Origin of the sequence: Hymenobacter sp. GOD-10R, assembly GCF_035609205.1 — a bacterium.
GTDB lineage: Bacteria > Bacteroidota > Bacteroidia > Cytophagales > Hymenobacteraceae > Hymenobacter.
The window spans coordinates 1,242,714-1,266,664 of the sequence record NZ_CP141184.1 but is presented as its reverse complement, the minus strand read 5'-3'; the positions used below and the strand labels follow the sequence as shown (position 1 = coordinate 1,266,664).

Genomic DNA, 23,951 nt, shown 5'->3' with positions numbered 1-23,951 from the left:
ACCTAGCCGTTCATCGACACCAAGAACTCTTCGTTGCTCTTCGTGCCTTTGATGCGGTCTTTCAGGAATTCCATGGCCTCAATGGCGGTCATGTCCGACATGAACTTGCGCAGTACCCAAATACGGCTGAGTTCGTCCTTGCCCATGAGCAGATCTTCGCGGCGAGTGCCAGAAGCTGGAATATCAATGGCCGGGAACACGCGCTTGTTAGCCAGCTTGCGGTCAAGCTGCAATTCCATGTTACCGGTACCTTTAAATTCCTCAAAGATAACTTCATCCATCTTCGAGCCGGTCTCGATCAGCGCCGTGGCAATGATGGTGAGCGAACCACCATTCTCGACGTTACGAGCTGCACCAAAGAAGCGCTTCGGCTTGTGCAACGCGTTGGCGTCTACACCACCCGATAGAATCTTGCCCGAAGCCGGCTGCACCGTGTTATAAGCGCGAGCCAGACGCGTGATAGAGTCGAGCAGAATGACCACATCGTGGCCGCACTCTACTAACCGCTTCGCCTTTTCTAGAGCGATGGTAGCAATCTTCACGTGCCGGTCGGCAGTTTCGTCGAAGGTCGAGCTGAGCACTTCGGCTTTCACCGAGCGCGCCATATCAGTTACCTCTTCCGGGCGCTCGTCGATGAGCAGAATCATGAGGTAAACTTCCGGGTGGTTTTCCGAAATAGCGTTGGCCACTTCTTGCAACAGCACCGTTTTACCCGTTTTGGGTTGCGCCACGATTAGGCCCCGTTGGCCTTTACCGATAGGAGCAAACAAGTCAAGAATGCGAGTGCTTAGCAGGCTAGACTTGGTAGTCAGCTTCAGACGCTCCTGCGCAAACAGAGGCGTCAGGTTGTTGAACGGAATCCGGTCGCGGGCTTCCTCTACCGTGCGGCCGTTGATGCCCTCTACGTTTACCAGCGCGAAGTATTTTTCACCTTCCCGGGGCGGACGAATCGTGCATTTTACCGTGTCGCCCGCTTTGAGAGCAAACTGCTTCACCTGCTGAGGTGCTACGTAAATGTCGTCGGGCGAAGATAGGTAGTTGTAAAACGGCGAGCGAAGGAAACCATAACCACCGTCAGGCATCATTTCTAGCGTGCCTTCGCTGTTGATGGTGATGTCGAAGTCGTTGCGCGGCGTCCGTGGCTGCTGTTGATCACCTTGCCCTTGGCGTGGCTCCCGCACTTCACCCTGGCGCTGTTGGCGCTGCTGGTCACGAGCTGCAAACCGATCGTCACGGCGTTGCTGCTGATCACGATTGCCTAGGCCGTCGCGCTGCTCGCGGGGTTCACGCGGCGCATCCGTGCGCAATGCACGTGGCTCGCGGTTGTCCCGGTCGCGGGGTGCATCGTTGCGGTATTCGCGTGGTTCGCGCGGAGTATCGTTCCGCTGCTCACGCCCGTCACGGTTTTCCCTTGGTTCACGCTGGAATTCACGATTTTCGCGCGGCTCACGGCCTTCCCGCACAAATCCCGTAGGCTGCTCGGGGCGCGCTTCACGTGGCGCGGGAGTCGCTACTGCTTCCACCGCAACTGGCGCTTCGATAGCAGCTGTTTCAACGCTAGGCGCTTCTACTACTGGGGCTTCTGAGGTTTCGACTGCTATTGGTGCTGGCGAGTCTGAGGAAAACTCTGGCTGCCCTTCCAATGCAGGTGCGGCTACAGCACCGTTTTCCGATGCACGGCCATTTACACCTGCGCCATTGCGCGTGCGGCGCTCCGGGCGCTGATAAATTTTGACGGGGCGATTAGGACCCGTTAAGTCTTGTGGATCTGCACCCGGTGCAGCTACTGCTTCCGGAGCTGCTATGGGCTCTGGGGCTGCTACAGCCTCTGGCGCGGGGCTAGGTGCAGAAGCTTCAGGGGTTGGTGCTTCTACCTGGCTAACGACGGCAGCAGCGGCAGGGGCCGCAACAGCAGGTTGCGGAGCACGAGGAGCCCGCCGGGGCGCTGGCTCACGCCGAGCAGGCGCTGGCGATGCGGCAGCTTTCCCATTAGCAACCGGTGCTGGGGCAGGAGCCACTTCTTCCACTTCCACGGGCGGTGCAGCTACTGCCACGTCGGAGAAGGGTTGATCGGTTGCCTTGCCGATAGCCGATTTTAATTTTTTAGGGAGCTTATCAGTAGGCGTAACCGCCTGTTGATCCAAGATCTTGTAAATAAGGTCTTGCTTGCTGAGTTTCTTGAAGTTGCCAACATTTAGCTCTTCTGCTATCTCCTTTAGCTCGGATAGCAGTCGATCCTTCAACTCTTCAATATTGTACATAAACTAAACAGGAGGAAAAAACGGACAGGGCACAGAACCGGCAATGGAGCACTATAGATCAAACCTGACAAGGGTGAGTAGCCGCAGAACGGCGCGCGACATTGAGAGTAGCACTAAACCCGGGGTGATAGTAGGGGAGGCGCTGGAAAGAAAGCGGGCCGTACGCGAGAAATACTAACTGCGGGCCCGGCATCAGCAGCCGGCTTGCTAACGCAATGTTAACAGAATACGCCCGAACCGCCAAATAGGATACACGAAATTTATAAGTTCTACGGGTTGCTAGCCAATAAGCTAGCCAAACTTGATTCCTTCAATACGTACCAAGCTCCTTGCATGTTGCTTACGTTACTTCTATCTACTTTTGTTCCCATTCCACTACGCGTTTTCTGCTATATGCTGCAAGTTTCTGTATTAAAAGAGCAAACTGACCTCGTCTTGGCTGGTTTGGCGAAAAAACACTATCCCAACGCCCAAACGGAAGTGGCCGCCATTCTCGACCTCGATCAACGGCGCCGTCAGCTCCAAACGGAGCACGACCAAGCCCAGGCCGAAGCCAATGAGCTAGCCCGCCAGATCGGTGGCCTAATGAAAAGCGGCGACAAAGCCGGCGCTGAAACGCTTAAGGCCCGTACGGCTACGCTAAAGCAACAAACCAAAGCAGCGGCTGAAGAATTAACGCAGGTTGAAGCTTCGCTCCACCAAGCCTTGGTAAAGCTACCCAACTTGCCTCACAGCAGCGTACCCGCTGGCCGCACCCCTGCCGATAATGAAGTAGTAGCCGAACACGGCCCCAAGCCGGAGCTACCCGCCCATGCCCTCCCCCACTGGGAGCTGATTAAGAAGTACGATATCATCGACTTTGAGTTAGGCAATAAGATCACCGGCGCAGGTTTTCCGGTGTACAAAGGCCAGGGAGCTAGGTTGCAGCGGGCTCTTATCAACTTCTTTCTGGATGAGGCGCGCAACGCTGGCTACTTCGAGGTGCAACCACCTATCCTGGTGAATGAAGCATCGGGCTACGGCACGGGGCAGCTGCCGGATAAAGACGGGCAGATGTACCACGACGCCCAAGACAACTTGTATCTGATTCCGACGGCGGAGGTGCCCATTACCAACCTCTACCGCGACGAGATTATTCCGGCGGAAAAGCTGCCCATCCGCAATGCTGGCTACACGCCTTGCTTCCGCCGTGAAGCCGGCAGCTGGGGCGCTGATGTGCGCGGCCTCAACCGCCTGCACCAGTTCGATAAAGTTGAAATCGTGCAGATTGCCGCTCCTGAGCAGAGCTACGCCATTCTGGAAGACATGCGGGCGCACATCGAAGGCTTGCTGCAAAAGCTAGAGCTGCCTTACCGCGTGCTACGCCTCTGCGGCGGCGATATGAGCTTTACCTCGGCCCTCACTTATGACTTGGAAGTGTGGAGTGCTGCACAAGGTCGTTGGCTGGAAGTAAGCTCGGCCAGCAACTTTGAAACGTACCAAGCCAATCGCCTCAAGCTCCGCTACCGCGCCGAAGGCGGCAAAACGCAGCTGTTGCACACGCTCAATGGCTCGGCCCTAGCCTTGCCGCGCATCGTGGCCGCCTTGTTAGAAAACAACCAGACGGAAGATGGTATCCGCCTGCCGCAGGTGCTACACAGCTACTGCGGATTTGAGAAGATTGGGTAATACTTCTGTTTGCCTGAAACGAAGAACGGGTCGCTAGCTAGCGGCCCGTTCTTCGTTTTGCGCTTCTAAAGCAGCATCGGCGAAGCTAGCTTCACCTACTAATATTCCGCCATTTGACTGTCAGCGTAGCACCACACCCACTGCTCGCCCACTTCGCCCGACGAGACGACGGGGTGACTGCTTGCATGAAAGTGATGGGTAGCATGCTTGTTCTTAGAAGAATCGCAGCAGCCAACGTGCCCGCAGGTCTGGCACACGCGTAAGTGCACCCAGGTGTCGCCCATGGCTACGCACTCGGGGCAGACGTGCTCGGACGGAGTCGGAATGATCGTTTCAATAGCTTGGAGGTGCGCGCAGAGAGCCATAAAGTTTGTTTTTAGCAGGTTAATAGGGCCAAGCGGCAATCTACTCAGCGACGGTGGTAATAATGCGCATAGCACCGCTGGTTAGCGTTTTTTGCACTGGACATTTTTCGGAGATGACCTGCAGGCGCTGGCGTTGCTCGGGGCTAAGAGGCCCCAACAAGCGCAGCTCCTTGTACACTTCTTCCAGCATTTCACCCGACGCTTCGCACTTGTCGCAGTCTTTGCGGTGTACGCGCTGGTGGCTCAGATGCACTTCAATACTTTCTAAGGGCCATTTTTTCTGCGTGGCATACAAGCGCAACGTGATGGCGGTGCAAGAGCCAAGGGCCGATAACAACATATCGTAGGGCGTAGGACCTAGGTCTTGTCCTCCCACGGCAACTGGCTCATCCAGAAAGAAGGTGTGGCGGCCAGCATGCACTTCGGCTAACAGCGCTGCCGGACCAACTTTAATAACAACACTAGCAGGAATAAGAGGAGATGCTTCCATGAGTTTGGGGGTGGGTAGCGAATAATACGCGCCCCAAACTACACATCCGCAGCCATATTGTTTTTGCGTTGCTCAGCGCCCGTCGCGGGCTGGTGGCAGATCTAGGTTGAACGGTATTTCGCGCATGCACTTGAAATGGCCGAGCGGGCACTTGGCGTAGCCTATCTTCGAGCACGGCCGGCAGCTCAGCCCCTCCCGCTCCAGAATGCGGAACTCGGTGCGGTACGGGTACATGCCAAAAGCCGGCACCGTATTGCCCCACACACTGAAGATTTCCTTTTTGAACGCCGCCGCAATGTGCATCAAGCCGGTATCGTGGCTCACAACGAACTCCGATTGCCGCACTAGCGAAGCCGATTGATTAAGTGAAAAATGCCCGCACGCGTTGTAAATTGACGTTTGCGCGGGGCGCGCACTCGTGTTTCGGGGGAAGTAGTACGGACTGTCGGGCACGCTGCGCAAAGCTAGGTTGTCGACTTTTGCTTGCTGGCGCTGCTGTTCAAAATGCAGCTCAATGACGTGGCCGGTGCTTTCGTCTTCGGGGCCGCCTAGCAACACGACTGGCCGCCGCAATAAGGCGCACAACTCAATGATCCGTTCTACGGGCAGGCGCTTGGTGGCGTGTTGCGCACCGATGGCAAACGCCACGTAGCCCCGCTGAAACTCCGCAGGCAATACCTCCAAGTCGACTTCATCTTTAGTAGGAATAAAGTAGTCAAGTCCTTTGCCGTCGTTGCGCACGCCGAGCGGGGCCGCGGCGGCTAGGTACCGGTCCACGATGTGTACGTGCGGCAGCGTGTTGATCTTGAAGCGCACTAGCAGCCACTTTTGCAGATTCAGCTTCTCGAAGCTGGATGCATGCACCCCCAAGCGTAGCTTTATCATGGCCGTACGCAGGTTATTGTGCAGATCAACCACAAAGTCAAAGCGCTCGGCCTGCAATTCCTTGATCAGCTCACCTAATGTGCCAGTGAGGTAATGCGTTTTGTCTATGTAGGGGTTCGACTCGATAATGCCACGGTACGCGGGTTTCGTGCAATAATGCACCTGCGCGCCGGGCACCTGCTGCTTCAACCCGCGGATTACGGGTGTGGTCAGCACAATATCACCAATAGAGGAAAAGCGCAGAACAAGAATTTTCATAAAGGTTTGGTAGGATGTAGCACGGTAATCGGCTCCTAGCGCATGGTAGAACAGAAACCCTTTCTACTCTATTTCACCAACCCGAAGATTTTTATTACCAAGCTAGGTGGCAGGCCACGCAACGAGAAGAGTCTACACTAGACTGATTACGTTGCGTGGCTGCTACCTAGCTTTTAGAATAACGTCGTTTTGAATACCTCCGCGGGCTTGATGTTCGCTTTACGCTCAGCAAAGTAGGCGGCCATTTCCTCACCTGATAGCGCATTAAAGGTCATTTCCTTCGTCAGACCACCTTTGCGACCCATCATGACCCCGTAGCGCATGTCGGCGTAGCCGTTGGTGTGGTGCGCGTCGGGGTTGATGCTCAGCTTCACGCCTTGGTCCAGGGCGTAGCGTACCCACCGCCAATCCAGATCAAGCCGCCACGGGTTAGCGTTGATTTCGATAATGACATTGTGCTGGGCACAAGCGTCGATAACGGCTTTATAGTTGATGGGATATCCTTCGCGCCGCAACAACAACCGGCCCGTTGGGTGCCCTAGCATGGTGGTGTAGGGGTTTTCGATGGCGCGCAACAGGCGATTAGTAGCGCGTTGCTCATCCATCTTTAGGTTGCTGTGCACCGAGGCCACAATGAAGTCGAAGGAAGCCAGCACGTCGGGTGCATAGTCTAAGGCCCCATCTCCCAGAATATCGCTCTCGATGCCTTTGAAGATGCGGAACGGAGCTAGTTCTTGATTAAGCTGATCAATTTCGCGCTGCTGCTGCCGCACCCGGTCAGGGTTCAGACCATTAGCGTAATGTGCCGCCTGCGAGTGGTCGCAGATACCTAGGTACTCGTAGCCGTTGTCGCGCAGAAACTCCGCCATCTGCCGCAGCGTGTGCGAGCCGTCGGAGTAGGTGCTGTGGTTGTGCAGGGAGCCCCGCAGGTCGCTATCTTCGAGTAGCTGCGGCAGCTTTTGCTCCTTCGCCAGCGTTATTTCTCCTAGGCCTTCACGCAGTTCGGGCTCTACGTATTGTAGGCCAGCTTTCTGGTAAATGGCCGCTTCCTGGTAAAATTGTTCGCGCTTTACTACCTGCCGCAACGAGCTAGGTTGTCCTGGCAGTGCACCGGGTAGGGGCTCTGTTAGGTGGGCTTCGGCGCCAGTGAGCAGGAACAATTGATTGATGTAATCTTCCTTTTTCACTAGGTACACTTCCACCTTCACGCCCGAAGTAGTGGCCGTGCCACGCCAGGCAAATGGTCCCGAACGTGCTGGATCGGCGGTAAGGCCATCGAGGTTGTTGAGCATTTCCTGCGCTTTCCACGGCTGAGCCGTAGCAGCTACTAGGCACACCGTTTCCACGACTTCCAGGCGGCGCCGCACTTCGCCTACTACCGCTACTTGGTCGGTAAACAGGGCTTCCTGCAAACGAGCAGCTAGATCATTGCCGAGCTCTTCGGCCTGCGGATACAGCAGCTTACCTCGGCTCTCTTGGCTGAACTCCAGGGCTTGTAGGATGGCATCTTGGGTCTTTTTACCAAAGCCCTTGAGCTTGCTCACGCGGTCTTGCTCGGCGGCTTCGCGCAGGGCACCTGGGCTCTCGACACCTAGCTCCCGCCATAAGGCCCGAATCTTTTTAGGCCCAATCCCTTTGATATTCAGCATCTCCACCACGCCGGGCGGAGTGATGCTAAGCAAACGGGTTAGCTCGTCGAAGCTGCCGGTGTCGAGTAGTTCGGCGACGCGGGCGGCGGCGGTTTTGCTCAGGCCGGTGCGGTCGGGCAGGCCAGTGCGCTCTACCTCGGCCACGGGGAACTCAAGCCGCTCCAGAGCGGCGGCAGTGCCTTCATAAGCCCGAATCTTAAACGGGTTTTCGTCGTGCAGCTCCAGCAGCGAAGCCGCCAAACGGAAGGCGCGGATCAGGGCGCGGTTATCCAAAATCAAAAGGTTCTGCGGCGTCTGGAATGCGGCTCAGACGCCAGGTGGTAAAGTAAAGGTACAATACAGTACGCGGGAACTGCGAAAGCGCCCTATCGCCTACATGACTAAATTGGGCCGCCAACGTATTATTAGAAGCTGTACGTAAGCTGCTGCTATTTGTGAATCCCTTTCTTCAGGCTTCTTCGCTCCTTGCCTTATGCGCTTGTTCACTCTTTTAACTTGCCTGAGCGTAGCCCTACTAGCTGCTACTTGCCGACCAAACACGAGCTCTGCTCCGCAGTTTCAGCAGCTGCACCGCACGTGGCTCCACGCCCAGGAAGAGGACCAGGGCGATGTGCTAGTATACCGCCCCAATACCTATAGCTTCCCGCCGTCGCGCGGCCGCACGGGGTTCAGCTTTGACCCGAATGGCTTGTTCACCCAGTTCGATATTGCGCCCACCGATGGCTTAGAAGGACGCAAGGGCACTTGGAAACCGGAAAGCAGCCATACGCTGCGCATTGCCCTCGACGACAAGCGTGACCCGGATTATAGCCTGGAAATCGTGTCGCTGGAAAAGGACGTGCTGAAAGTGCGGCGGGTGCAATAGCACTTGCAACCATTCGATGCGGCTAGAGGCTCTTGGTAAAAAGAAACTGTTCTACCTAAAGCCTCTCTATTTATGCGCTTCTCCTATGTACTCTCCTTTTTTCTGTTCCTTTTTTTAGCTAGCAGCTGCAAGGATAACAATGAGGTTACGCCTGAAAGCCCATTATTTGGGGTAAAATGGCAAGCCACCACGTCGAAGGTAAACGAACTAGGCTCCTACACTTTTACTTATAAGCCTGTAAAAACCCTCATGCCTAGCTTTGGTCTTGAGGCATTTCAACTTGGACGTGATGGCTCCTTTGTCCGTTACACGTTTGGTCCCGCTGATGAAGGGCTTACCATTCTTGGCACCTGGACGAGCACGGACGAGCAGACGTTCAAGGTCAAGCCAACTGATACTAAATACAAGGAATTCAGCCTTGTCATTGAGTCGGTACAGGATAGCGTGGTGCAGGCGCACTACGTGTTTTAGAGCCTAGCTAAATTGCGGCGCTTGGGTATTCTGAAGTGCGGCCATAGGTAGCCTATAAACCGTGCCGTTAAAAGTGCGGCGGGTGCAGTAGCGCTTGCAACCATTCGACGTGGCTGGAGGCTCTTGGCTGCAACTTTTCCCTCCTTTGATGCGACTCCTAACACTACTCCTTACCGTCTTTTTGTTTGCGCAACTAGCTTCGTGCAAGTCTGACGCCGACGTTAAACCGACGCAAACAAAGCTGATTGACCGGACTTGGCTAAGATCGCACGAAGAAGAACCGGCCAACAGCTCCGTACAGATTTATCGGCCCGAAGGCTACGCGTTTCCTCCTTCGTGGCCACGCACGGGCTTTCTTTTCTACGCAGATGGGCGGCTGGTAACCTACAGCCCAGCGGCTAACGATGGCGGCTCTATTCCGACGGAGGTCGGAACCTGGACTTGGGAGCAGGATGCTATCATTCATACGCAGTTTTCTGCTCAGTATGGCTCGGGCAAGTACCGCCTGAGAGTCATAGAGTTGACGCGTGACGTCTTAAAAGTACAGCAGTTACAGTAGAGGGATACGGCGAAAAGTTGAGAAGTTTGCTGATTGATAGCTCCTAGGACCTATTAGTAGCCAACCTAGCTAGGTCTTTCCGCTTCTCACCCTTAACTGCTTGCTCTTTTGAACTACTGGCTCGTCAAATCAGAACCCGTTAAATACTCTTGGACGCACTTCACCACCGAAGGCCGCACCGAGTGGACAGGCGTGCGCAACTTTCAAGCGCGCAACTACTTACAACAGATGCAACCCGGCGACTTGGTCCTCTTCTACCACAGCGTGACCGACAAAAATGTAGTCGGAGTGGCCGAAGTAAGCCGCGCTGCTGCTCCCGACGCTACCGCTGAAGCAGGCAGCGGCTGGGTTGCCGTGGAGCTTACGCCGCACCAAGTGCTATCACGCCCCGTGTCGCTTGCCCAAATCAAGCAAGACGAACGACTAAGCCAAATTGGCCTGCTGCGGCAATCGCGCTTATCTGTGATGCCCTTGCAATCCGCCGAATTCGATGTTGTGTTGGAGCTAGGAAGCTAGCACAGCCCATCAGATTTGCAGAAGCTAGGTTCTTACCGCCTTACGCGGTAGAAACCTAGCTTTTTTATTGCCGCTGATCTAGGTACGAGGGGTGAACGTTGTACCACGATTTACGTGTTGATACGACGCGAAATCAGAGCAGAAAAACACGCGTTTGATCTTGAAATAGAACGTGACTTTGCCGCTGCTTCCTCGTATCTTACCTTAAGTAAAACGCCTCAAAAAGGCAGTACCACACTCCTGCCGCTATGAAACACCCACTACTCCGCATGCTTGCGCTCCTGCTGGTTGGTTTACCAACTTGGAGCCTGGCCCAAGCTCCTCCCACCCAACCTAATCGCCTTGAACTGCCGTTGCCAGCCTACGCCAGCGACGTCTACGTGCAGACGCTGGCCGAAGACAGCAGCGTAGTGCTGCTCGTGAACGACGAAAAGTCGGGTGCCATGCATCGTCAGATCAGTTTTCAGAAGTTCGACCGCAAGCTAAAGCCCGTTTGGTCGCTACCGCTGGAGGTAGCCCCTGAATACGAAGTGGTGCAGCTGTGCACCGAAGGTTCGATGGTGTACGCCCTCTTCCAATCGCAGTACACGCCCGACCACCTGTGGGTAGCTAGCCTCGACGCCCACGATGGCTTGCTGCACTCCGGCGCTTTCGAGACCAAAATCAGCCGAACGATTTACGAGGCGAAAGCACTCGGGGGCAATCTGTTTGTGACAACGATGGTGGAAAACCATCTTACCGTGATGCTGCTCAACTTGCGGGCCGGTACGCACCAGTTTTTGCCGGCCGTCTACGAAACGCTACCCACGCAGTTCACTTTCCTGGCCGATTCGGTGACGAAGCGGGCTAAGTTTGTCATGAGTCAGTCGAACGGGCAGAAAACGCGTTTGCAGGTGAAGCAGCTCGCCGCCGACGGAACGCTTCTGAAGTCGGAGTTTGTGCAGGCGGAAAGCGAACGAGGGCTTATCACGGCTCAAATTAGCCCCGGCGATAGCGCCGCCAATTTGCTGGCCGGCACTTATACACTGCGCGACCCTCGCTATTCGCAAGGCCTTTTTGCCACCGACCTTTCGGCAGGCACCACGCCCACTGGCTCTCGCAAATCACTGCGCTTCTACGATTTCATGAACCTGAAGCACTTTTTTGACTTCATGCAGCCCGCCCGTGCCGCTCGGGTGCGTGAGCGAGGCCAGCGCATGAAAGAACTGGATAAGCAACTGCGGCACCACTACAACCTGCTCATGCACGACCTAGAGCCTTATCAGGATGGCTACGTGCTGGTGGGCGAGGTTTACTTCCCAAGTTCGCAGAGCACCAGTGCCTTCAATAATTACTACGCCCGTAGCTTCAGCCCATATTACGCGAATGGCTATGTACCTAGCTATTATCCGCTCAACTCGTCGAATAATTCCTCGAACAGCTACCTAGCTTCCCAAGCTATCGTGTGCGGCTTCGACCGCAATGGCTTGTTGCTGTGGGACAATGCTTTCGTGCTCAAAGATGTACGACAAACCAGTTTGGTAGAAACCGTCCGAATTCGGCCGCTGGCGGGCGGAAACAAGTTTGTCATGGCTTACCTCAAAGACGAAGAAGTTCACTACAAGATTATCGATCATTCGGTAGCCTCGCCGAACGACCTGACGGTAACCCTTGCTACCTCCCCCAATCCTGAGTCGAAAGAAAAGCCGCTTGATACCAATCAGGAAGGCTTGCTACCTTGGTACGGCAGCCGCTTCTTGGCGTATGGCTACCAACACGTTCGGGTACCCCACGGGCAAGACCGCGACGTATTTTTCCTTAATACAATTGCTTTCGACTAACGAAAGCAGCCAAACAGCCGCCGCGCGCTTGCGTACAGAAAGCAAGTTCTATTTTTACGCTTTCTGCCTCCGTATGAAATCTCGTCTTCTCTCCCTGTTTGTACTGCTGGCGCTACTAGCGGCCAGCTGCCGCACGGGCGGCCCCGGCCGACCCGCTAAAACTGTTGCAGCCTTTTTCAATAAGTACCAGAACCGTCCGGGCTTCCGCACCACCGATTGGTCGGCGGGCCTCACGACCCGACTGTTGCTAGGTCGCCTGGGCAAGCTAGGTGGCGACAATGATATATCGCAAGCCCTGACGGCCGTGCGCGGCGTGAAGGTTCTCACTTTTACTCCCACTTCTGTGAAGTCGGAGAAGCTGGTGGCGGAAGGCTTGCTGAAGGAAGTAGATGGGCTGCTCTCCAACGAACGCTACACGCCACTCCCCGTTACCTCAACCGATGATAGCGCCGGCAAACTACGCTATTCCGCGCGCCAACAGGGCGACCGGGTTCAGGAGCTAGTTGCCACTGGCAATGTGCAAGGCGCCCCCGACTCTTTTATGCTGGTGGACGTCTCCGGCGATTTTACCAAAGAGCAGCTCAATCAACTGACCAAGTTTCTTCCCACTGCGGTTAATCAGATTACGAAGTAAGCTTCCCCAACTGCTCACAACAAAAAAGGCCCTGCTAGCTAGCAGGGCCTTTTTTGTTGTGAGCAGTTGGGTGCATGTCCGTGCTATTTGCCTAGCGCCGTGCTATGTTTTCGAAAACTGAGTGTGGGCATCTAAGGGCAAAATAGCTAGGTACATGCCTGATGTTATTCTACGGTATGTGGACGGTAGGCCTATCTAGCGCATAAACTCTGTCCGCGTGGCGCAGCAGTGCTAAGGCAGCACTGGACTAGCCTAGGCCCATCACCCGCCGTTTGCTTGTTGCAGAACAGATTTCCGCGCCATTATCCTCAAGGCCTAGGTAAATAGCAGCAGCAACGAGAAGACATAAGTAGGTGCCTCTACATTGTTCGACGAAGTGGTAGTGATGCTTCGCTTAGCATGATGCTTTGAAGCGCTCGGACATGCATTACCATCCAATTAGCAACACGACCGACCTTATTTAAGTACTGATCCGTGCACGTCAGAGCTGTACGCTCGACGGAGCTAGGTATGCTTAGGGTGCTTCTTGACTAAAAGCCAACAAAAAAGCGGCGGACCGAATGGGTCCGCCGCTTTTGGTCGGTAAGCTTACACTATTCAGCGATTACGGCTGAGGTGCGCTTGGGATGTAGAACTCGAACTTGAACTCTACGCGACGGTTCTTCGCTTGACCTGCTTTCGAAGTGTTCGGAGCAGCTGGTTGCGATTCGCCGAAGCCTTCGGTCGTGATGCGGTTCGGATCCATCTTCTTGGTGGTGAAGTAACGCTTAGCCGAAGCAGCGCGACGTTCCGACAAGCCTTGGTTGTACTCATCCGTGCCGCGGCTATCTGCGTGGCCCGAGATGCGGACGCTGTATTCAGGATACTGGTTCAGGATCGTGATTACGTTGTCGAGGGTTGGGTAAGAAGACTTGCGGAGCACGGTGCTGTTCGTTTCGAACTGTACTGGCTTCACTTTCTCCATCAACGCTGGGTCGATTACGCGGCAGCCAGTCGAGTCAACCGTTGAGCCAGGAGCAGTGCCAGGGCACTTATCGCGGTCATCTGGTACACCGTCGCCGTCAGCGTCAGTTACTACTGGGCAGCCCGTAGCGTCTACTTGCGTGCCAGCAGGAGTGCCGGGGCACTTGTCATCCGAGTCACGTACACCGTCACCGTCCGAGTCAGGGCAGCCTTTCAGAGCAGGCAGACCAGCTTGGTCTGGGCAAGCGTCGTCGCCGTCACGTACGCCGTCACCGTCGCGGTCAGGGCAGCCTTCGAGGGTAGCCAAGCCTTTTTCGGTGGGGCACTTGTCTTGGTAATCCGGTACACCGTCGCCGTCACCGTCAAGTGGGCAGCCGTTAGGATCAACAGCTACGCCAGCGGGCGTATCGGGGCACTTGTCTTTGCGGTCTGGAACACCGTCGCCGTCCGTATCTTTTGGTTTGCCTAGGCCTACCGTGATACCAGCGGTGTGTTGTAGGTAGCGGTCATTGATGTTGCCTTTCAGCGCTACCCCATCAACCCGGTCGCTCAGCGGATAGTGCTGGCCGGTTTGAACGAAGATGGAGAAAGCAGGCGAGAACTGCAGCTTGATACCAGCAGCACCCATGATGTCGAACGCATAGATGTCGACATTGGAGTTACGCTGCGTCTGGTCGGTGAAGCGACGGTCGGTGCTGGCGAAGAATACGCCTGGCTGCACAATCAGGTAGGGAGCGAAGAAAGCATCTTCTTTCAGCGCCCACGTGCCGTTGTTCAGCTTCAGTTTGATCGGAATGCCTACGTTCACCACGTTCGCATCGAACCCCCGCACGGTTTTACCTTCTAGCACATACAATGCGTTCTTGGGTGGGTTGGCATTGAACTTCATGTCGCCGTAGCTCAGGTTCAAGCCTACATCAAGACCTTTAGCTACGTAGCGGTCAACGCCAATGCCGAAGCCTTTCTCGATTTTGTCGTGCTTAAACCACTCCGAGCCTAGGTCGCCGTGGTACTGTAGGGTGCTGCCATAGATGTTGATGGCAGTTTTTTGGTCCGAGGTCTGCGCGTGCCCGTCGGGGGCAGCCGCCAGCAGCGCCAGACCCAGGGCAGCAGATTTTGCTAGAACGTTTCTCATAGCAGGGTGTTTGAGTGTGAACAAAGACGTCCGGTATTGTTGCATTTAGTAGGTGAATGCGTAAGAGAACTAGCTGCCTATACTTCGACTTTAAAATAAAGTTGTTGTCAAGGCGAAAAATGGAACCTTTTCAGCCCGATCTCCTCACTACTAGTTTATCTTGGCTAGATACTATTAGTGGTTGACTATCAGCTTCTATGTAGTTCCAATAACCCCACTATATAGGGTTATCTTATTTCTTATTTTGGGGCAAATATACTTTAGAAAAGCACAAAAAAAAGGCTTTCTGCTCGCACAGAAAGCCTTTTCGCACCTGCCAAGCAGGCAAGCGCACCGTTTTTAGCTAGTGCTACTTGGCCTAGCGCCGACGCATAAGTCGCTCTATATCTTCGACCTCTAGGGGGATGCTTCGCATCAGGTCGTCGTTGCCGCTCTCCGTAATTAAAATGTCGTTTTCAAGACGAATTCCGAGCCCTTCTTCCCGAATATAGATGCCCGGCTCGCAGGTGTACACCATACCGGGCTCGAACGTGCGATACTTGTTGCCCACATCGTGCACATCCAGACCTAGGTAGTGCGAGGTGCCGTGCATGAAGTATTTCTTGTATAAGGGAGCAGCTGGATCTTGGTTCTTTACGTCCGACTCATTGAGTAAATCAAGCTTGATCAACTCCTGCTCCATGGTGCGGCCCACGGCGGCGTGATACTCCTCGATGTTGCCACCGGCCACCAACCGCGAGGTTGCAAACTTCATGACATTCAGCACGGCCTCGTACACGTCGCGCTGGCGCTTGGTGAAGGTGCCGTTCACGGGAATGGAGCGCGAAAGGTCGGCGGCGTAGTTGGCATACTCCGCGCCGAAGTCGAGCAGCAGCACGTCGCCGTCTTGGCACTGCCGGTCGTTGCTCACGTAGTGCAGAATGCACGCGCTAGGTCCCGAGGCGATGATACTGCTGTAAGCGGGCCAACGGCTGCCGTTGCGCACAAACTCGTGCAGAATCTCGGCTTCAATCTCATACTCCCACACGCCTGGCTGCAAGAAACCGAGCAGGCGGCGGAAGGCTTTGTCGGTAATATCAGCCGCTACGCGCATCAGGCGGATTTCTTCGGCGCTCTTGATAGCGCGTAACTGGTGCATGAGGGGCGCCACCCGACGGTATTGGTGCAGCGGGTAGTGCTCCTTCATCCACTTGATGAAGCGAGCGTCGCGCGTTTCGACCTCTACCACGGCCCGGATGTGCTCGTTGGAGTTCAAGTACACATTCTCGGCTTCGTTCATCAGCGCAGGCAACACCTGCTTGAAGGAGTCGAGCCACATGATGGTAGGAACACCTGACTGCGCCCGCGCCTCATCTTTGGTCAGCTTGTAGCCCTCCCAGATTAGAATATGCTCGCTGGTCTCGCGCAAAAACAAGATTTCGCGGTGCTGCGGCAGTTTGGCATCCGGAAATATCACCAAGATGCTTTCTTCCTGATCGACGCCGGAGAGGTAAAACAGGTCGGTATTTTGCCGAAATGCCATGGTGCCGTCGGCATTGGTAGGCATGATGTCGTTGGACTGAAAGATAGCCAACGAAGCGGGTGGCAAGTGCTCCTTGAAGTTGCGACGATTCTGGATGAAGAGCTGCGGATCGATGGGGCCGTAACGCATAGAAAAGAAACTTTGGTAAGGGAAAACGCGCCGAGGCGCGGCTTGCGCAAGTTAGAACAATGCGCAAGACTGTTTGATAAGCAAAGAGGCTAGCTTTCTTTCGCGGAACGGATAGTTTGTTGTCATTCCGAGCAGCGCGAGGAATCTGAGGTAGTAGCCCAAGGTGTGAGTCTTCAGATTCCTCGCGTTGCTCGGAATGACAGGGGCGAGTTGCACCGCCAGCGTACACCTAGGTATCTTTGCCTTTTACTTTGCCCTGATGTCTCCTCCCACCGAACGTGCTATTCTTCTGATTCAGACAGCCTTCATTGGCGACGTGATTCTGGCCACGGCGCTGTTGGAGCGGTTGCACCAAGAGCACCCCGGCACTCCCGTTGATTTCTTAGTACGCAAGGGTAACGAAGGCTTGGTGAAAGACCATCCGCACGTGCGCCAGGTCCTGATCTGGGATAAGAAGAAGGACAAATACCTAGGGCTAGGTCGGTTGCTGCGGCAAATTCGGGCGACTGGCTACGATCAGGTCATCACCCTACAGCGCTTTGCTTCCACGGGTTTTCTCACGGCTTTTTCAGGCGCGCGAGAGCGGGTTGGCTTCGATAAGAATCCTCTTTCCTTCGCCTTTACCCGCACGGTGCCGCACCTGCTCGGGGAAGGGCTGCACGAGGTACAGCGTAACCTGATGCTGCTGGGCGTCGACAAGGCAGCGCCGCCTATCCGTCCGCGCCTCTACCCTACCGCCCTCGATGAATCGGCTGCCGCGCAAGTTGCGCAGCAGGCCAACGGCGGCCCTTACATCTGCATAGCGCCTACTTCGGTTTGGTTTACCAAGCAGTTTCCACAGGAGCAGTGGGTGAAGCTCCTACAGGCGTTGCCAGCTCAGTACACAGTCTTCCTGATTGGTGGACCGCCCGACGTAGCGGCTTGCGAGGAGCTACGGCTAGCGAGCAGTCGGCCCAACGTGCTGAATGTGGCTGGCAAGCTGTCGTTGGTGGCATCGGCAGCGCTTATGCGCGGGTCGGTATTGAACTACGTCAACGACTCGGCGCCCATGCACTTGTGCTCGGCCGTCGATGCGCCTACTTGTGCTATTTACTGCTCTACGGTGCCGGCTTTTGGCTTTGGGCCGCTTAGCTCGCGCTCCTGGATTGTGGAGCGGGAGGAAAAGCTAGCCTGCAAGCCGTGTGGCTTGCATGGCTACCGCCAGTGTCCGCTTGGCCATTTTCGATGCGCCCGCGACATCAAAACCACTCAACTGCTGACGGTGTTAGCAGAAAGAGTAGCGGAGTAATTCCGTCATGGCAATCGACGAACTACGCAATTGCTCCGTTATTATTTTGCAACTACCTAGGTAGTTGGATGGTTATTATCAGGTTGAGCTTTTTATATTTTCAAGCTCCCCATTTCTTCGTTTCCAAGACCCCATATAATGTCTGATTACGATCTATACGAGTTGCCGAATGGCATTCGGGTCCTGCACAAACAAGTTCTGCACACCAAGATTGCACACTGCGGCTTTTTGCTTGATATCGGCTCCCGCGATGAAAGTGAACACCAGCAAGGCCTCGCGCACTTCTGGGAACACATGGCCTTTAAAGGCACCGAGAAGCGTCGTTCATTTCACATTCTGAATCGCCTCGAAACGGTAGGTGGCGAGCTGAATGCGTACACCACGAAAGAGAAAATTTGCTTCTACGCCTCGCTGCTGAGCACGCACTTCGAACGCGCCTTCGAGCTGCTGACCGACTTAACCTTCCACTCCGTGTTTCCGGAGCGTGAAATTGAGAAGGAGCGCGGCGTGATTCTGGAGGAAATGTCGATGTACCTCGATGCTCCCGATGATGCTATTATCGACGACTTCGATGAAGTGATTTTCGGCAAGCACGCTCTGGGCCACAATATCTTGGGTACGCGCCAGAGCGTTTCAGGCTTTCAGCAGAAAGACTTTCGAGACTTTCTCGCCGAACAGATTCGCACGGACCGGCTCATTTTCAGCTCCGTTAGCAACTTGCCCTTCAAGGAGGTAAAGCGGTTGGCAGATAAATACCTAGCCCCGTTGCCCGCCCGGCTAGGTGAACGGCCACGTACGCCGTTCACCGACTATCATCGCGTGGAACAGCTGGAGCGCAAACCCATTACGCAGGCGCACTGCCTCATCGGAGGGCCAGCTTACGCCATCAATGACCCGCGCCGGATTCCGTTCTTCATGCTCACCAACATCTTGGGTGGCCCGGGCATGAACTCGCGCCTGAACCTAGGTATTCGGGAAAAGTACGGCTTGGTGTATACCATCGACGCCACGTACTCGCCCTACACCGATACTGGCTTGTTTGGTATTTATTTCGGGACGGAAAAGAAGCAGGTGAACCGCACCGTGGGCTTGGTGCAGAAAGAGCTGAAACAGCTGCGCGAAAAGCAGCTTGGCTCAACGCAGTTGCACACGGCCAAAGAACAGCTAATGGGCCAGCTCGCCATGGCCGAGGAAAGTAATAGTGGCCTGATGCAGCTACTAGCCAAAAGCACCCTCGACATTGGCCGCGTGGAACCGCTGAATGAAATCTTCGACAAAATCCGGAAGATTTCAGCAAGCGAGCTGTGCGACCTAGCGAACGACGTGCTACGCGAGGACAACCTAAGCGTGCTGCAATACGTGCCGCAGAAGTAACGGAGCAACGGAGTAGCTGAGCAATTAGCTACTCCGTTTTCTTGTCAGAACGACTTTACCTACCCAGCTACTCTCTTCCTTTTTTTGGCGCGACAGTTCGGACATGTTGGGAGTTATCGTCCCGGCGACTTTTTCGCTAATCGGCTCGCGCTGTCGGCGGCGGGCTTGCACCGCCCCACCCGAGCAGGCATTAGCGGTACGCAACGGGAAGGCGCCGACTCCATCGTGCTGGCGGATGCTTACGAAGACGACGTATTTACCGACGACGAAATCTGCTACACGGGCCACGGTGGACGCGACCCGCGCACAGGAAAGCAGGTAACCGACCAGGTACTGACCGACCGCAACCTAGCTTTGGTGAAAAGTCAAGAAACCGGCAAGCCTGTGCGGGTGCTGCGCAAAGTCGAACACGAAGGCAGCACGGTTTTTCGTTACGAAGGCTTGTTTCGCGTAGCCGCTTACGAGTACACCCGTGGCAAGTCGGGCTACGGTATTTGGCTGTTTCGTCTGGTGCCGCTTGGCGCTGTTGGCTAGGTTTTAGCCTCCCGGCTTGAATCATTAAGCGCTTACTTGCGTCTTTACGACTTCATTTTGATTTGTTGAAGCATGCCTTTTACTCCCGCTCACCCAGCTATTGTCCTGCCGTTGTTGCGCAGAACGCGCCGCTGGCTTTCGGCGTCGGGGCTCATTGTGGGCAGCATGGCGCCCGACCTCGAATACTTTTTTCGGTTGCGGCCCGGCGGTGGCGTCGGCCATACCCTACTGGGTGTGCTCTGGCTTGATTTGCCGCTTAGCTTATTAATTATTGGGCTGTTTCACGGCATTGTCAAAAAGCCGCTGATTTTTAGTTTGCCCGATTCTTTCCGACTCAGGTTGGAATGGTTCGCGAAGCAGCCGTGGCCCCTGCGCAACTTATGGAGCCCGCGGCTCTTGCTTGGTATTTTGGTTGGCTGCGCATCCCACCTAGTCTGGGACACTTTTACCCACCAACGAGGACGCTTCGAATCGGAGCTTCAGATCTTGAGCTATCAATTTGCGAACATCACGCTACGGGCGTGGCTGCAAAATGGTTCGTCTGTTGTTGGCTTGGCTGTCATTGCTTGGTACGTGTGGAACTTGCCCATTACCCGCAAAGTACCCGACGTTTCCTCTCGGGTGCGGCGTAACTTCTGGGGCCTGTGCGCCGTCCTGACGCTGCTGTTTTGGGCCGCCTTCCTCTACGCCGCCCACCTAGCCTATCCACTCCTGATGAAGTCTGCTTTCGACGGCATTTTCATCGTCACGGGCATGAGCGCCATGATGGCCGCCCTGCTCGTTACCTGCCCTTTGTGGCCCTACATTCATACAGCGCGTTCCGTTGGGGAGCCCGCCGGCTCTTAACTCATGGACGAACTAAATTCCTACGCCGAAACCCACACCTCTCCTGAATTGGACGTGTTGCGCCGCCTTAACCGCGAAACGCACGTGCAAGTACTGGCTCCGCGCATGCTCTCAGGGCACTTGCAAGGCCGCCTGCTCAGCATGATTAGCCATATGGTACGGCCCCGCCGCATTCTAGAGCTAGGTACGTTTACGGGCTATTCGGCTCTGTGCTTGGCGGAAGGCCTAGCCCCCGATGGCGAGCTGCACACCGTGGAGCAAAATCCGGAGCTGGAAGACCGGATTCGCCGCTACGTGGCCGAGGCTGGTTTGGCGGAGCGTATTCGCCTGCACATTGGTCAGGCACTCGATCTGCTACCTAGCTTTCAGGAAACGTGGGACTTAGTATTTATCGACGCCGACAAAATCAACAACGATGCCTACTACGAGCTGGTGCTGCCGCATGTGCGCCCCGGTGGTTTTATCTTGATTGACAACGTGCTGTGGAGCGGCAAAGCCTTGGCTTCGTACCCGGTAAAACCTGCCGATAAAGACGCGCACGCCGTGCGCGCCTTCAACGATAAGGTGCAGCAGGATGAGCGGGTGGAAAATGTGCTGCTCCCGGTGCGCGACGGTATTTTGATCGTTCGTAAGCGGTAGCCTAGCTCTGCGATTACTCCCGGCCGAAAATAATTTTTCTTTTCTACCGGGAACTAATTAAACCTTGTCTCGTGGCGAGCGTCTAGGGAGGAAGTATAAGCCCCCTCGCACGTATCGCATGAGAAAGTTACTTACCCTATTTCTTTTATACTGGTTTAGTAGCGCAGCCTTTGCGCAAACGCTATCCATTACCGGCCGGGCCCTCGACGCCAAAGATCAGTCACCGCTGATTGGGGCTAACGTGCTGCTGCTGCACTTACCCGACTCGGTGAAGCGCGGAGTAGCCGCCGACCCCACTGGCAATTTCAGCTTCACGGGCCTAGCTGCCGGGCGCTACCAACTCTCTATTTCCTTTCTTGGCTACCAGACGTTTGCGCGTCCTATTGCGCTTACCACACAATCGGTTGCGTTGGGCAACCTAGCCTTGCAGGCCGGTGTAACGCTGAAAGGCGTGGAAGTAGTAGGCAAAACGCCCGCCGCCGTGCAGAAGGGCGACACGGCGCAGTTCAATGCCAATGCTTTCAAAACGAATCCCGACGCTAACGCCCAGGACTTGATAACCAAGATGCCCGGCGTCACGACGCAAAATGGCAAGGTGCAGGCCCAGGGCGAAGACGTGCAAAAGGTACTCGTTGACGGTAAAGAGTTTTTTGGCAACGACCCCGACGCGGTGCTGAAGAACATTCCGGCCGAAATCATCGACAACATCCAAGTGTTCGACCGCCAAAGTGAGCAGTCGCGCTTTTCGGGTTTTAACGATGGCAACACCCAGAAAACCATCAACATCGTTACGAAGAAGCAATACCGCAAAGGTCAGTTTGGGCGCTTTGTGGCCGGCGCAGGCGGTGGCCAGCAAACGGGCACTGGCTCATCGTGGGCGGAGCGCTACCAGGTCAGCGGCAACTACAACACGTTCAGCGGCAACCGCCGTATTTCGGTGGTCGGTCAATCAAACAACATAAACCAGCAGAACTTCGGCTCGGCAGACTTGCTCGGGGTTACGAATAACTCCCGTGGCGGCGGGGGCGGCAACGGCATTTCCCGCACCAACGCCATTGGCCTCAACTACTCTGATCAGTGGGGCAAGAACACGCAGGTGACGGCTAGCTATTTCTTCAACCTAGCCAACAACACTACCAATCAGCTGACCGACCGCATTTACGCCACCCGCGGCTCCAGCAGCGATACGCCTCTCAGCCAGCAGCAAACCTACCAGCAAACTTCGCTGGCACAGAGTCGCAACCTGAACCACCGCTTCAACCTGCGGCTGGAGCACAAGATTGACTCCGCCAACTCTATTCTGTTTATTCCTTCGCTGACGTTTCAGCGCAACAGCAGCAACAGCAATGTCGACGGACTCACGCAGGTAGGTGGCACGGAGCGCGGCAACACCAGCAGCAAATACAACTCGAAGGCTTCAAGCATTTCCTCCTCGAACCAACTGCTCTACCGGCACCGCTTCCACAAACCCGGCCGGACGATTTCGGTTGATTTGAACGCAAACTACAACACGCGCAACTCCGACAACTACCTCTACTCCTACTCTCGGTCGCTGTCGACCATCAGGGGAACCTCGCGCGATACCACCCTTGAAACCACGCTGGATCAGTTCTCCCACCTCAACCAAGTAGGGTGGCAACTCAACTCGGGCATTTCCTACACCGAGCCGCTGAGCAAGACGGACTTGCTGCAGTTCAACTATAACACTTCCTACGCGCCCAACAACTCTGACAAGCGCACCTACAATCTCTCGGAGCTGACAGGCAACTACGACGACCCGAATATTGGTCTGAGCAACGTCTTCAAGAGCAACTACCTCACGCAGGGCCTAGGGGCTAGCTATCGGCGCCAGACTAAGGATTATCAGATCATGGTGGGCGTAACGGGCCAGAAAGCTGACCTCAACAACCGGCAGCGCTTCCCTCAGGCAAGTGTACTCGATCGGACGTTCTACAACTTCCTGCCCAACGCCATGCTGCGCTACAACTTTTCGCGTGAGCGCAACCTACGCTTTAACTACAACGGCCGCACCTCCGCTCCTAGCATCAACCAGTTGCAGGAGGTAGTGAACAACTCCAACCCGCTGCAGCTCACCACCGGCAACCCCGACCTGATTCAGCAGTACCAACACGTGATGTCGCTGCGCTACTCGGCCTCGAAGCCGGAGAAGTCGACGTCGTTCTTCGTGGGTGCTTTTGCTACGTTCACCGATAACTACATTACCAACAGCACCTTCGTGGCCCTGCGCGACACGGCCATTGCCATCAATGGGGGCGTGGTACAGCTGCCGCTCGGTGGGCAGCTCACGCGGCCTGTCAACCTAGGTCAGCAGTATAACTTCCGCACTTTTGCCAACTACGGCATGCCCTTGGCCTTCATCAAGTCGAACCTGAACTTGAACGGCAGCGTGGGCTACTCGCGCACGCCAGGCCTCAACAATGAGCTGATCAACTACTCCCGCTCGCCTAGCGGCAACCTCGGGGTCACCATCAGCAGCAACATCAGCCCGAACCTAGACTTCACGCTTTCGTCGAACGGCAATGTGACGTACGCGCGCAACACCGTCAATACCCGCCTGAACACCAACTACTACACGCAAAACAGCTCGGCACGCATCAGCTGGATCGTAGGCCCCGGCATTTCGGTGCAAACCGACCTGACGCACATTTACAACCAGGGCATTGCCTCCGCTCCCACTCAGAAATACGTCCTTTGGAATGCCAGCATCGGCAAGAAAGTATTCCCCAACCAGCGGGGCGAGTTTAAAGTATTCGCCTTCGACTTGCTGAAGCAAAACCGTAGCATCCAGAACAACATCTCGACGGCCTATAACGAGACGGTGCGCACCAACAACTTGCAGCAGTACTTCATGGCCATGTTCACCTACAACCTGCGCAAAGGCAACGTGCCCCAACAGGGCGGCGACCAGAACCGCGACCGAAATTCCGATAACCCGAACCGTGGCAACTGGCGCCGTGGTGGGGACGGTGGCGGCATGGGCCCAGGTGGTGGAGGGCCTCCCGGCGGCGGTGGCGGTGGTTTCGGCCGTCCGCCTGGGGGCAACTAAAGTATCCGACGCC

At 55.4% G+C, this 23,951-nt stretch carries 20 protein-coding genes; 13 read left to right on the top strand and 7 right to left on the bottom strand.

The window, feature by feature from the left end:
- Nucleotides 1-2 precede the first annotated feature (2 nt).
- Nucleotides 3-2,261 (bottom strand): transcription termination factor Rho, encoded by a 2,259-nt coding sequence (gene rho / locus SD425_RS05255; protein WP_324676140.1) that lies wholly within the window; start codon nucleotides 2,259-2,261, stop codon nucleotides 3-5.
- A 393-nt stretch (nucleotides 2,262-2,654) separates the two neighbouring features.
- Between rho and serS the strand changes: the two genes are divergently transcribed.
- Entirely contained in the window at nucleotides 2,655-3,929 is a 1,275-nt protein-coding gene (serS, locus tag SD425_RS05250) for a serine--tRNA ligase (RefSeq protein WP_324676138.1), read from the top strand.
- Nucleotides 3,930-4,027: 98 nt separating this feature from the next.
- Here serS and SD425_RS05245 read toward each other — a convergent pair whose 3' ends face one another.
- The 4 genes from SD425_RS05245 to polX all read right to left on the bottom strand — a co-directional run bounded on the left by SD425_RS05245 (nucleotide 4,028) and on the right by polX (nucleotide 7,849).
- Nucleotides 4,028-4,294: a UBP-type zinc finger domain-containing protein gene (locus SD425_RS05245; protein WP_324676136.1), complete on the bottom strand. Its 267-nt coding sequence runs from the start codon at nucleotides 4,292-4,294 to the stop codon at nucleotides 4,028-4,030.
- Between the two features lie 40 nt (nucleotides 4,295-4,334).
- The gene (locus SD425_RS05240; RefSeq protein WP_324676134.1) at nucleotides 4,335-4,784 is read right to left on the bottom strand and encodes an OsmC family protein; all 450 of its coding nucleotides are present in this window, start codon (nucleotides 4,782-4,784) and stop codon (nucleotides 4,335-4,337) included.
- Between the two features lie 72 nt (nucleotides 4,785-4,856).
- The gene (locus SD425_RS05235) at nucleotides 4,857-5,927 is read right to left on the bottom strand and encodes a glycosyltransferase family 9 protein (protein ID WP_324676132.1); all 1,071 of its coding nucleotides are present in this window, start codon (nucleotides 5,925-5,927) and stop codon (nucleotides 4,857-4,859) included.
- Between the two features lie 173 nt (nucleotides 5,928-6,100).
- On the bottom strand, nucleotides 6,101-7,849 hold the full coding sequence (polX, locus tag SD425_RS05230; RefSeq protein WP_324676130.1) for a DNA polymerase/3'-5' exonuclease PolX: 1,749 nt from the start codon (nucleotides 7,847-7,849) through the stop codon (nucleotides 6,101-6,103).
- Nucleotides 7,850-8,048: 199 nt separating this feature from the next.
- Here polX and SD425_RS05225 point away from each other — a divergent pair, with 199 nt between their 5' ends.
- The 6 genes from SD425_RS05225 to SD425_RS05200 all read left to right on the top strand — a co-directional run bounded on the left by SD425_RS05225 (nucleotide 8,049) and on the right by SD425_RS05200 (nucleotide 12,441).
- Nucleotides 8,049-8,441 carry a hypothetical protein gene (locus tag SD425_RS05225; RefSeq protein WP_324676128.1) on the top strand — a complete coding sequence of 131 codons (393 nt, stop codon included), beginning with the start codon at nucleotides 8,049-8,051 and terminating at the stop codon, nucleotides 8,439-8,441.
- A gap of 72 nt (nucleotides 8,442-8,513) precedes the next feature.
- Nucleotides 8,514-8,912 carry a hypothetical protein gene (locus tag SD425_RS05220; RefSeq protein ID WP_324676126.1) on the top strand — a complete coding sequence of 133 codons (399 nt, stop codon included), beginning with the start codon at nucleotides 8,514-8,516 and terminating at the stop codon, nucleotides 8,910-8,912.
- A 145-nt stretch (nucleotides 8,913-9,057) separates the two neighbouring features.
- Nucleotides 9,058-9,471, top strand: coding sequence for a hypothetical protein (locus SD425_RS05215; protein ID WP_324676124.1), 414 nt, complete (start codon nucleotides 9,058-9,060; stop codon nucleotides 9,469-9,471).
- A 108-nt stretch (nucleotides 9,472-9,579) separates the two neighbouring features.
- Nucleotides 9,580-9,987: an EVE domain-containing protein gene (locus tag SD425_RS05210; RefSeq protein WP_324676122.1), complete on the top strand. Its 408-nt coding sequence runs from the start codon at nucleotides 9,580-9,582 to the stop codon at nucleotides 9,985-9,987.
- A 248-nt stretch (nucleotides 9,988-10,235) separates the two neighbouring features.
- Nucleotides 10,236-11,807 carry a hypothetical protein gene (locus tag SD425_RS05205; RefSeq protein WP_324676120.1) on the top strand — a complete coding sequence of 524 codons (1,572 nt, stop codon included), beginning with the start codon at nucleotides 10,236-10,238 and terminating at the stop codon, nucleotides 11,805-11,807.
- A 73-nt stretch (nucleotides 11,808-11,880) separates the two neighbouring features.
- The gene (locus SD425_RS05200; protein WP_324676118.1) at nucleotides 11,881-12,441 is read left to right on the top strand and encodes a DUF4252 domain-containing protein; all 561 of its coding nucleotides are present in this window, start codon (nucleotides 11,881-11,883) and stop codon (nucleotides 12,439-12,441) included.
- A 604-nt stretch (nucleotides 12,442-13,045) separates the two neighbouring features.
- Here the strand turns inward: SD425_RS05200 and SD425_RS05195 are convergent.
- Both SD425_RS05195 and SD425_RS05190 read right to left on the bottom strand, forming a co-directional pair.
- Complete coding sequence (locus tag SD425_RS05195) at nucleotides 13,046-14,539, bottom strand: OmpA family protein (RefSeq protein ID WP_324676116.1); 1,494 nt, start codon at nucleotides 14,537-14,539, stop codon at nucleotides 13,046-13,048.
- Nucleotides 14,540-14,897: 358 nt separating this feature from the next.
- Nucleotides 14,898-16,190 carry an aminopeptidase P N-terminal domain-containing protein gene (locus tag SD425_RS05190; protein ID WP_324676113.1) on the bottom strand — a complete coding sequence of 431 codons (1,293 nt, stop codon included), beginning with the start codon at nucleotides 16,188-16,190 and terminating at the stop codon, nucleotides 14,898-14,900.
- Between the two features lie 259 nt (nucleotides 16,191-16,449).
- Between SD425_RS05190 and SD425_RS05185 the strand changes: the two genes are divergently transcribed.
- The 6 genes from SD425_RS05185 to SD425_RS05160 all read left to right on the top strand — a co-directional run bounded on the left by SD425_RS05185 (nucleotide 16,450) and on the right by SD425_RS05160 (nucleotide 23,938).
- Nucleotides 16,450-17,478, top strand: coding sequence for a glycosyltransferase family 9 protein (locus tag SD425_RS05185; protein ID WP_324676111.1), 1,029 nt, complete (start codon nucleotides 16,450-16,452; stop codon nucleotides 17,476-17,478).
- Nucleotides 17,479-17,616: 138 nt separating this feature from the next.
- Complete coding sequence (locus tag SD425_RS05180) at nucleotides 17,617-18,852, top strand: pitrilysin family protein (RefSeq protein WP_324676109.1); 1,236 nt, start codon at nucleotides 17,617-17,619, stop codon at nucleotides 18,850-18,852.
- Nucleotides 18,853-18,936: 84 nt separating this feature from the next.
- Nucleotides 18,937-19,386 (top strand): YDG/SRA domain-containing protein, encoded by a 450-nt coding sequence (locus tag SD425_RS05175; protein WP_324676107.1) that lies wholly within the window; start codon nucleotides 18,937-18,939, stop codon nucleotides 19,384-19,386.
- A gap of 72 nt (nucleotides 19,387-19,458) precedes the next feature.
- A complete protein-coding gene (locus SD425_RS05170) occupies nucleotides 19,459-20,232 on the top strand; it encodes a DUF4184 family protein (RefSeq protein WP_324676105.1) in 774 nt (257 codons plus the stop codon).
- A gap of 3 nt (nucleotides 20,233-20,235) precedes the next feature.
- Nucleotides 20,236-20,871: an O-methyltransferase gene (locus SD425_RS05165; protein WP_324676103.1), complete on the top strand. Its 636-nt coding sequence runs from the start codon at nucleotides 20,236-20,238 to the stop codon at nucleotides 20,869-20,871.
- Nucleotides 20,872-20,989: 118 nt separating this feature from the next.
- The gene (locus SD425_RS05160) at nucleotides 20,990-23,938 is read left to right on the top strand and encodes a TonB-dependent receptor (RefSeq protein WP_324676101.1); all 2,949 of its coding nucleotides are present in this window, start codon (nucleotides 20,990-20,992) and stop codon (nucleotides 23,936-23,938) included.
- The last annotated feature ends 13 nt before the right edge of the window (nucleotides 23,939-23,951 follow it).

Coding starts and splice junctions, on each gene's coding strand:
- SD425_RS05220 (WP_324676126.1), top strand. CDS start 8,514: ATGCGCTTCTCCTATGTACTCTCCTTTTTTCTGTTCCTTTTTTTAGCT.
- SD425_RS05170 (WP_324676105.1), top strand. CDS start 19,459: ATGCCTTTTACTCCCGCTCACCCAGCTATTGTCCTGCCGTTGTTGCGC.
- SD425_RS05200 (WP_324676118.1), top strand. CDS start 11,881: ATGAAATCTCGTCTTCTCTCCCTGTTTGTACTGCTGGCGCTACTAGCG.
- SD425_RS05195 (WP_324676116.1), bottom strand. CDS start 14,539: ATGAGAAACGTTCTAGCAAAATCTGCTGCCCTGGGTCTGGCGCTGCTG.
- SD425_RS05205 (WP_324676120.1), top strand. CDS start 10,236: ATGAAACACCCACTACTCCGCATGCTTGCGCTCCTGCTGGTTGGTTTA.
- SD425_RS05235 (WP_324676132.1), bottom strand. CDS start 5,927: ATGAAAATTCTTGTTCTGCGCTTTTCCTCTATTGGTGATATTGTGCTG.
- SD425_RS05180 (WP_324676109.1), top strand. CDS start 17,617: ATGTCTGATTACGATCTATACGAGTTGCCGAATGGCATTCGGGTCCTG.
- SD425_RS05185 (WP_324676111.1), top strand. CDS start 16,450: ATGTCTCCTCCCACCGAACGTGCTATTCTTCTGATTCAGACAGCCTTC.
- serS (WP_324676138.1), top strand. CDS start 2,655: ATGCTGCAAGTTTCTGTATTAAAAGAGCAAACTGACCTCGTCTTGGCT.
- rho (WP_324676140.1), bottom strand. CDS start 2,261: ATGTACAATATTGAAGAGTTGAAGGATCGACTGCTATCCGAGCTAAAG.
- SD425_RS05165 (WP_324676103.1), top strand. CDS start 20,236: ATGGACGAACTAAATTCCTACGCCGAAACCCACACCTCTCCTGAATTG.
- SD425_RS05225 (WP_324676128.1), top strand. CDS start 8,049: ATGCGCTTGTTCACTCTTTTAACTTGCCTGAGCGTAGCCCTACTAGCT.
- SD425_RS05245 (WP_324676136.1), bottom strand. CDS start 4,294: ATGGCTCTCTGCGCGCACCTCCAAGCTATTGAAACGATCATTCCGACT.
- SD425_RS05160 (WP_324676101.1), top strand. CDS start 20,990: ATGAGAAAGTTACTTACCCTATTTCTTTTATACTGGTTTAGTAGCGCA.
- SD425_RS05240 (WP_324676134.1), bottom strand. CDS start 4,784: ATGGAAGCATCTCCTCTTATTCCTGCTAGTGTTGTTATTAAAGTTGGT.
- SD425_RS05190 (WP_324676113.1), bottom strand. CDS start 16,190: ATGCGTTACGGCCCCATCGATCCGCAGCTCTTCATCCAGAATCGTCGC.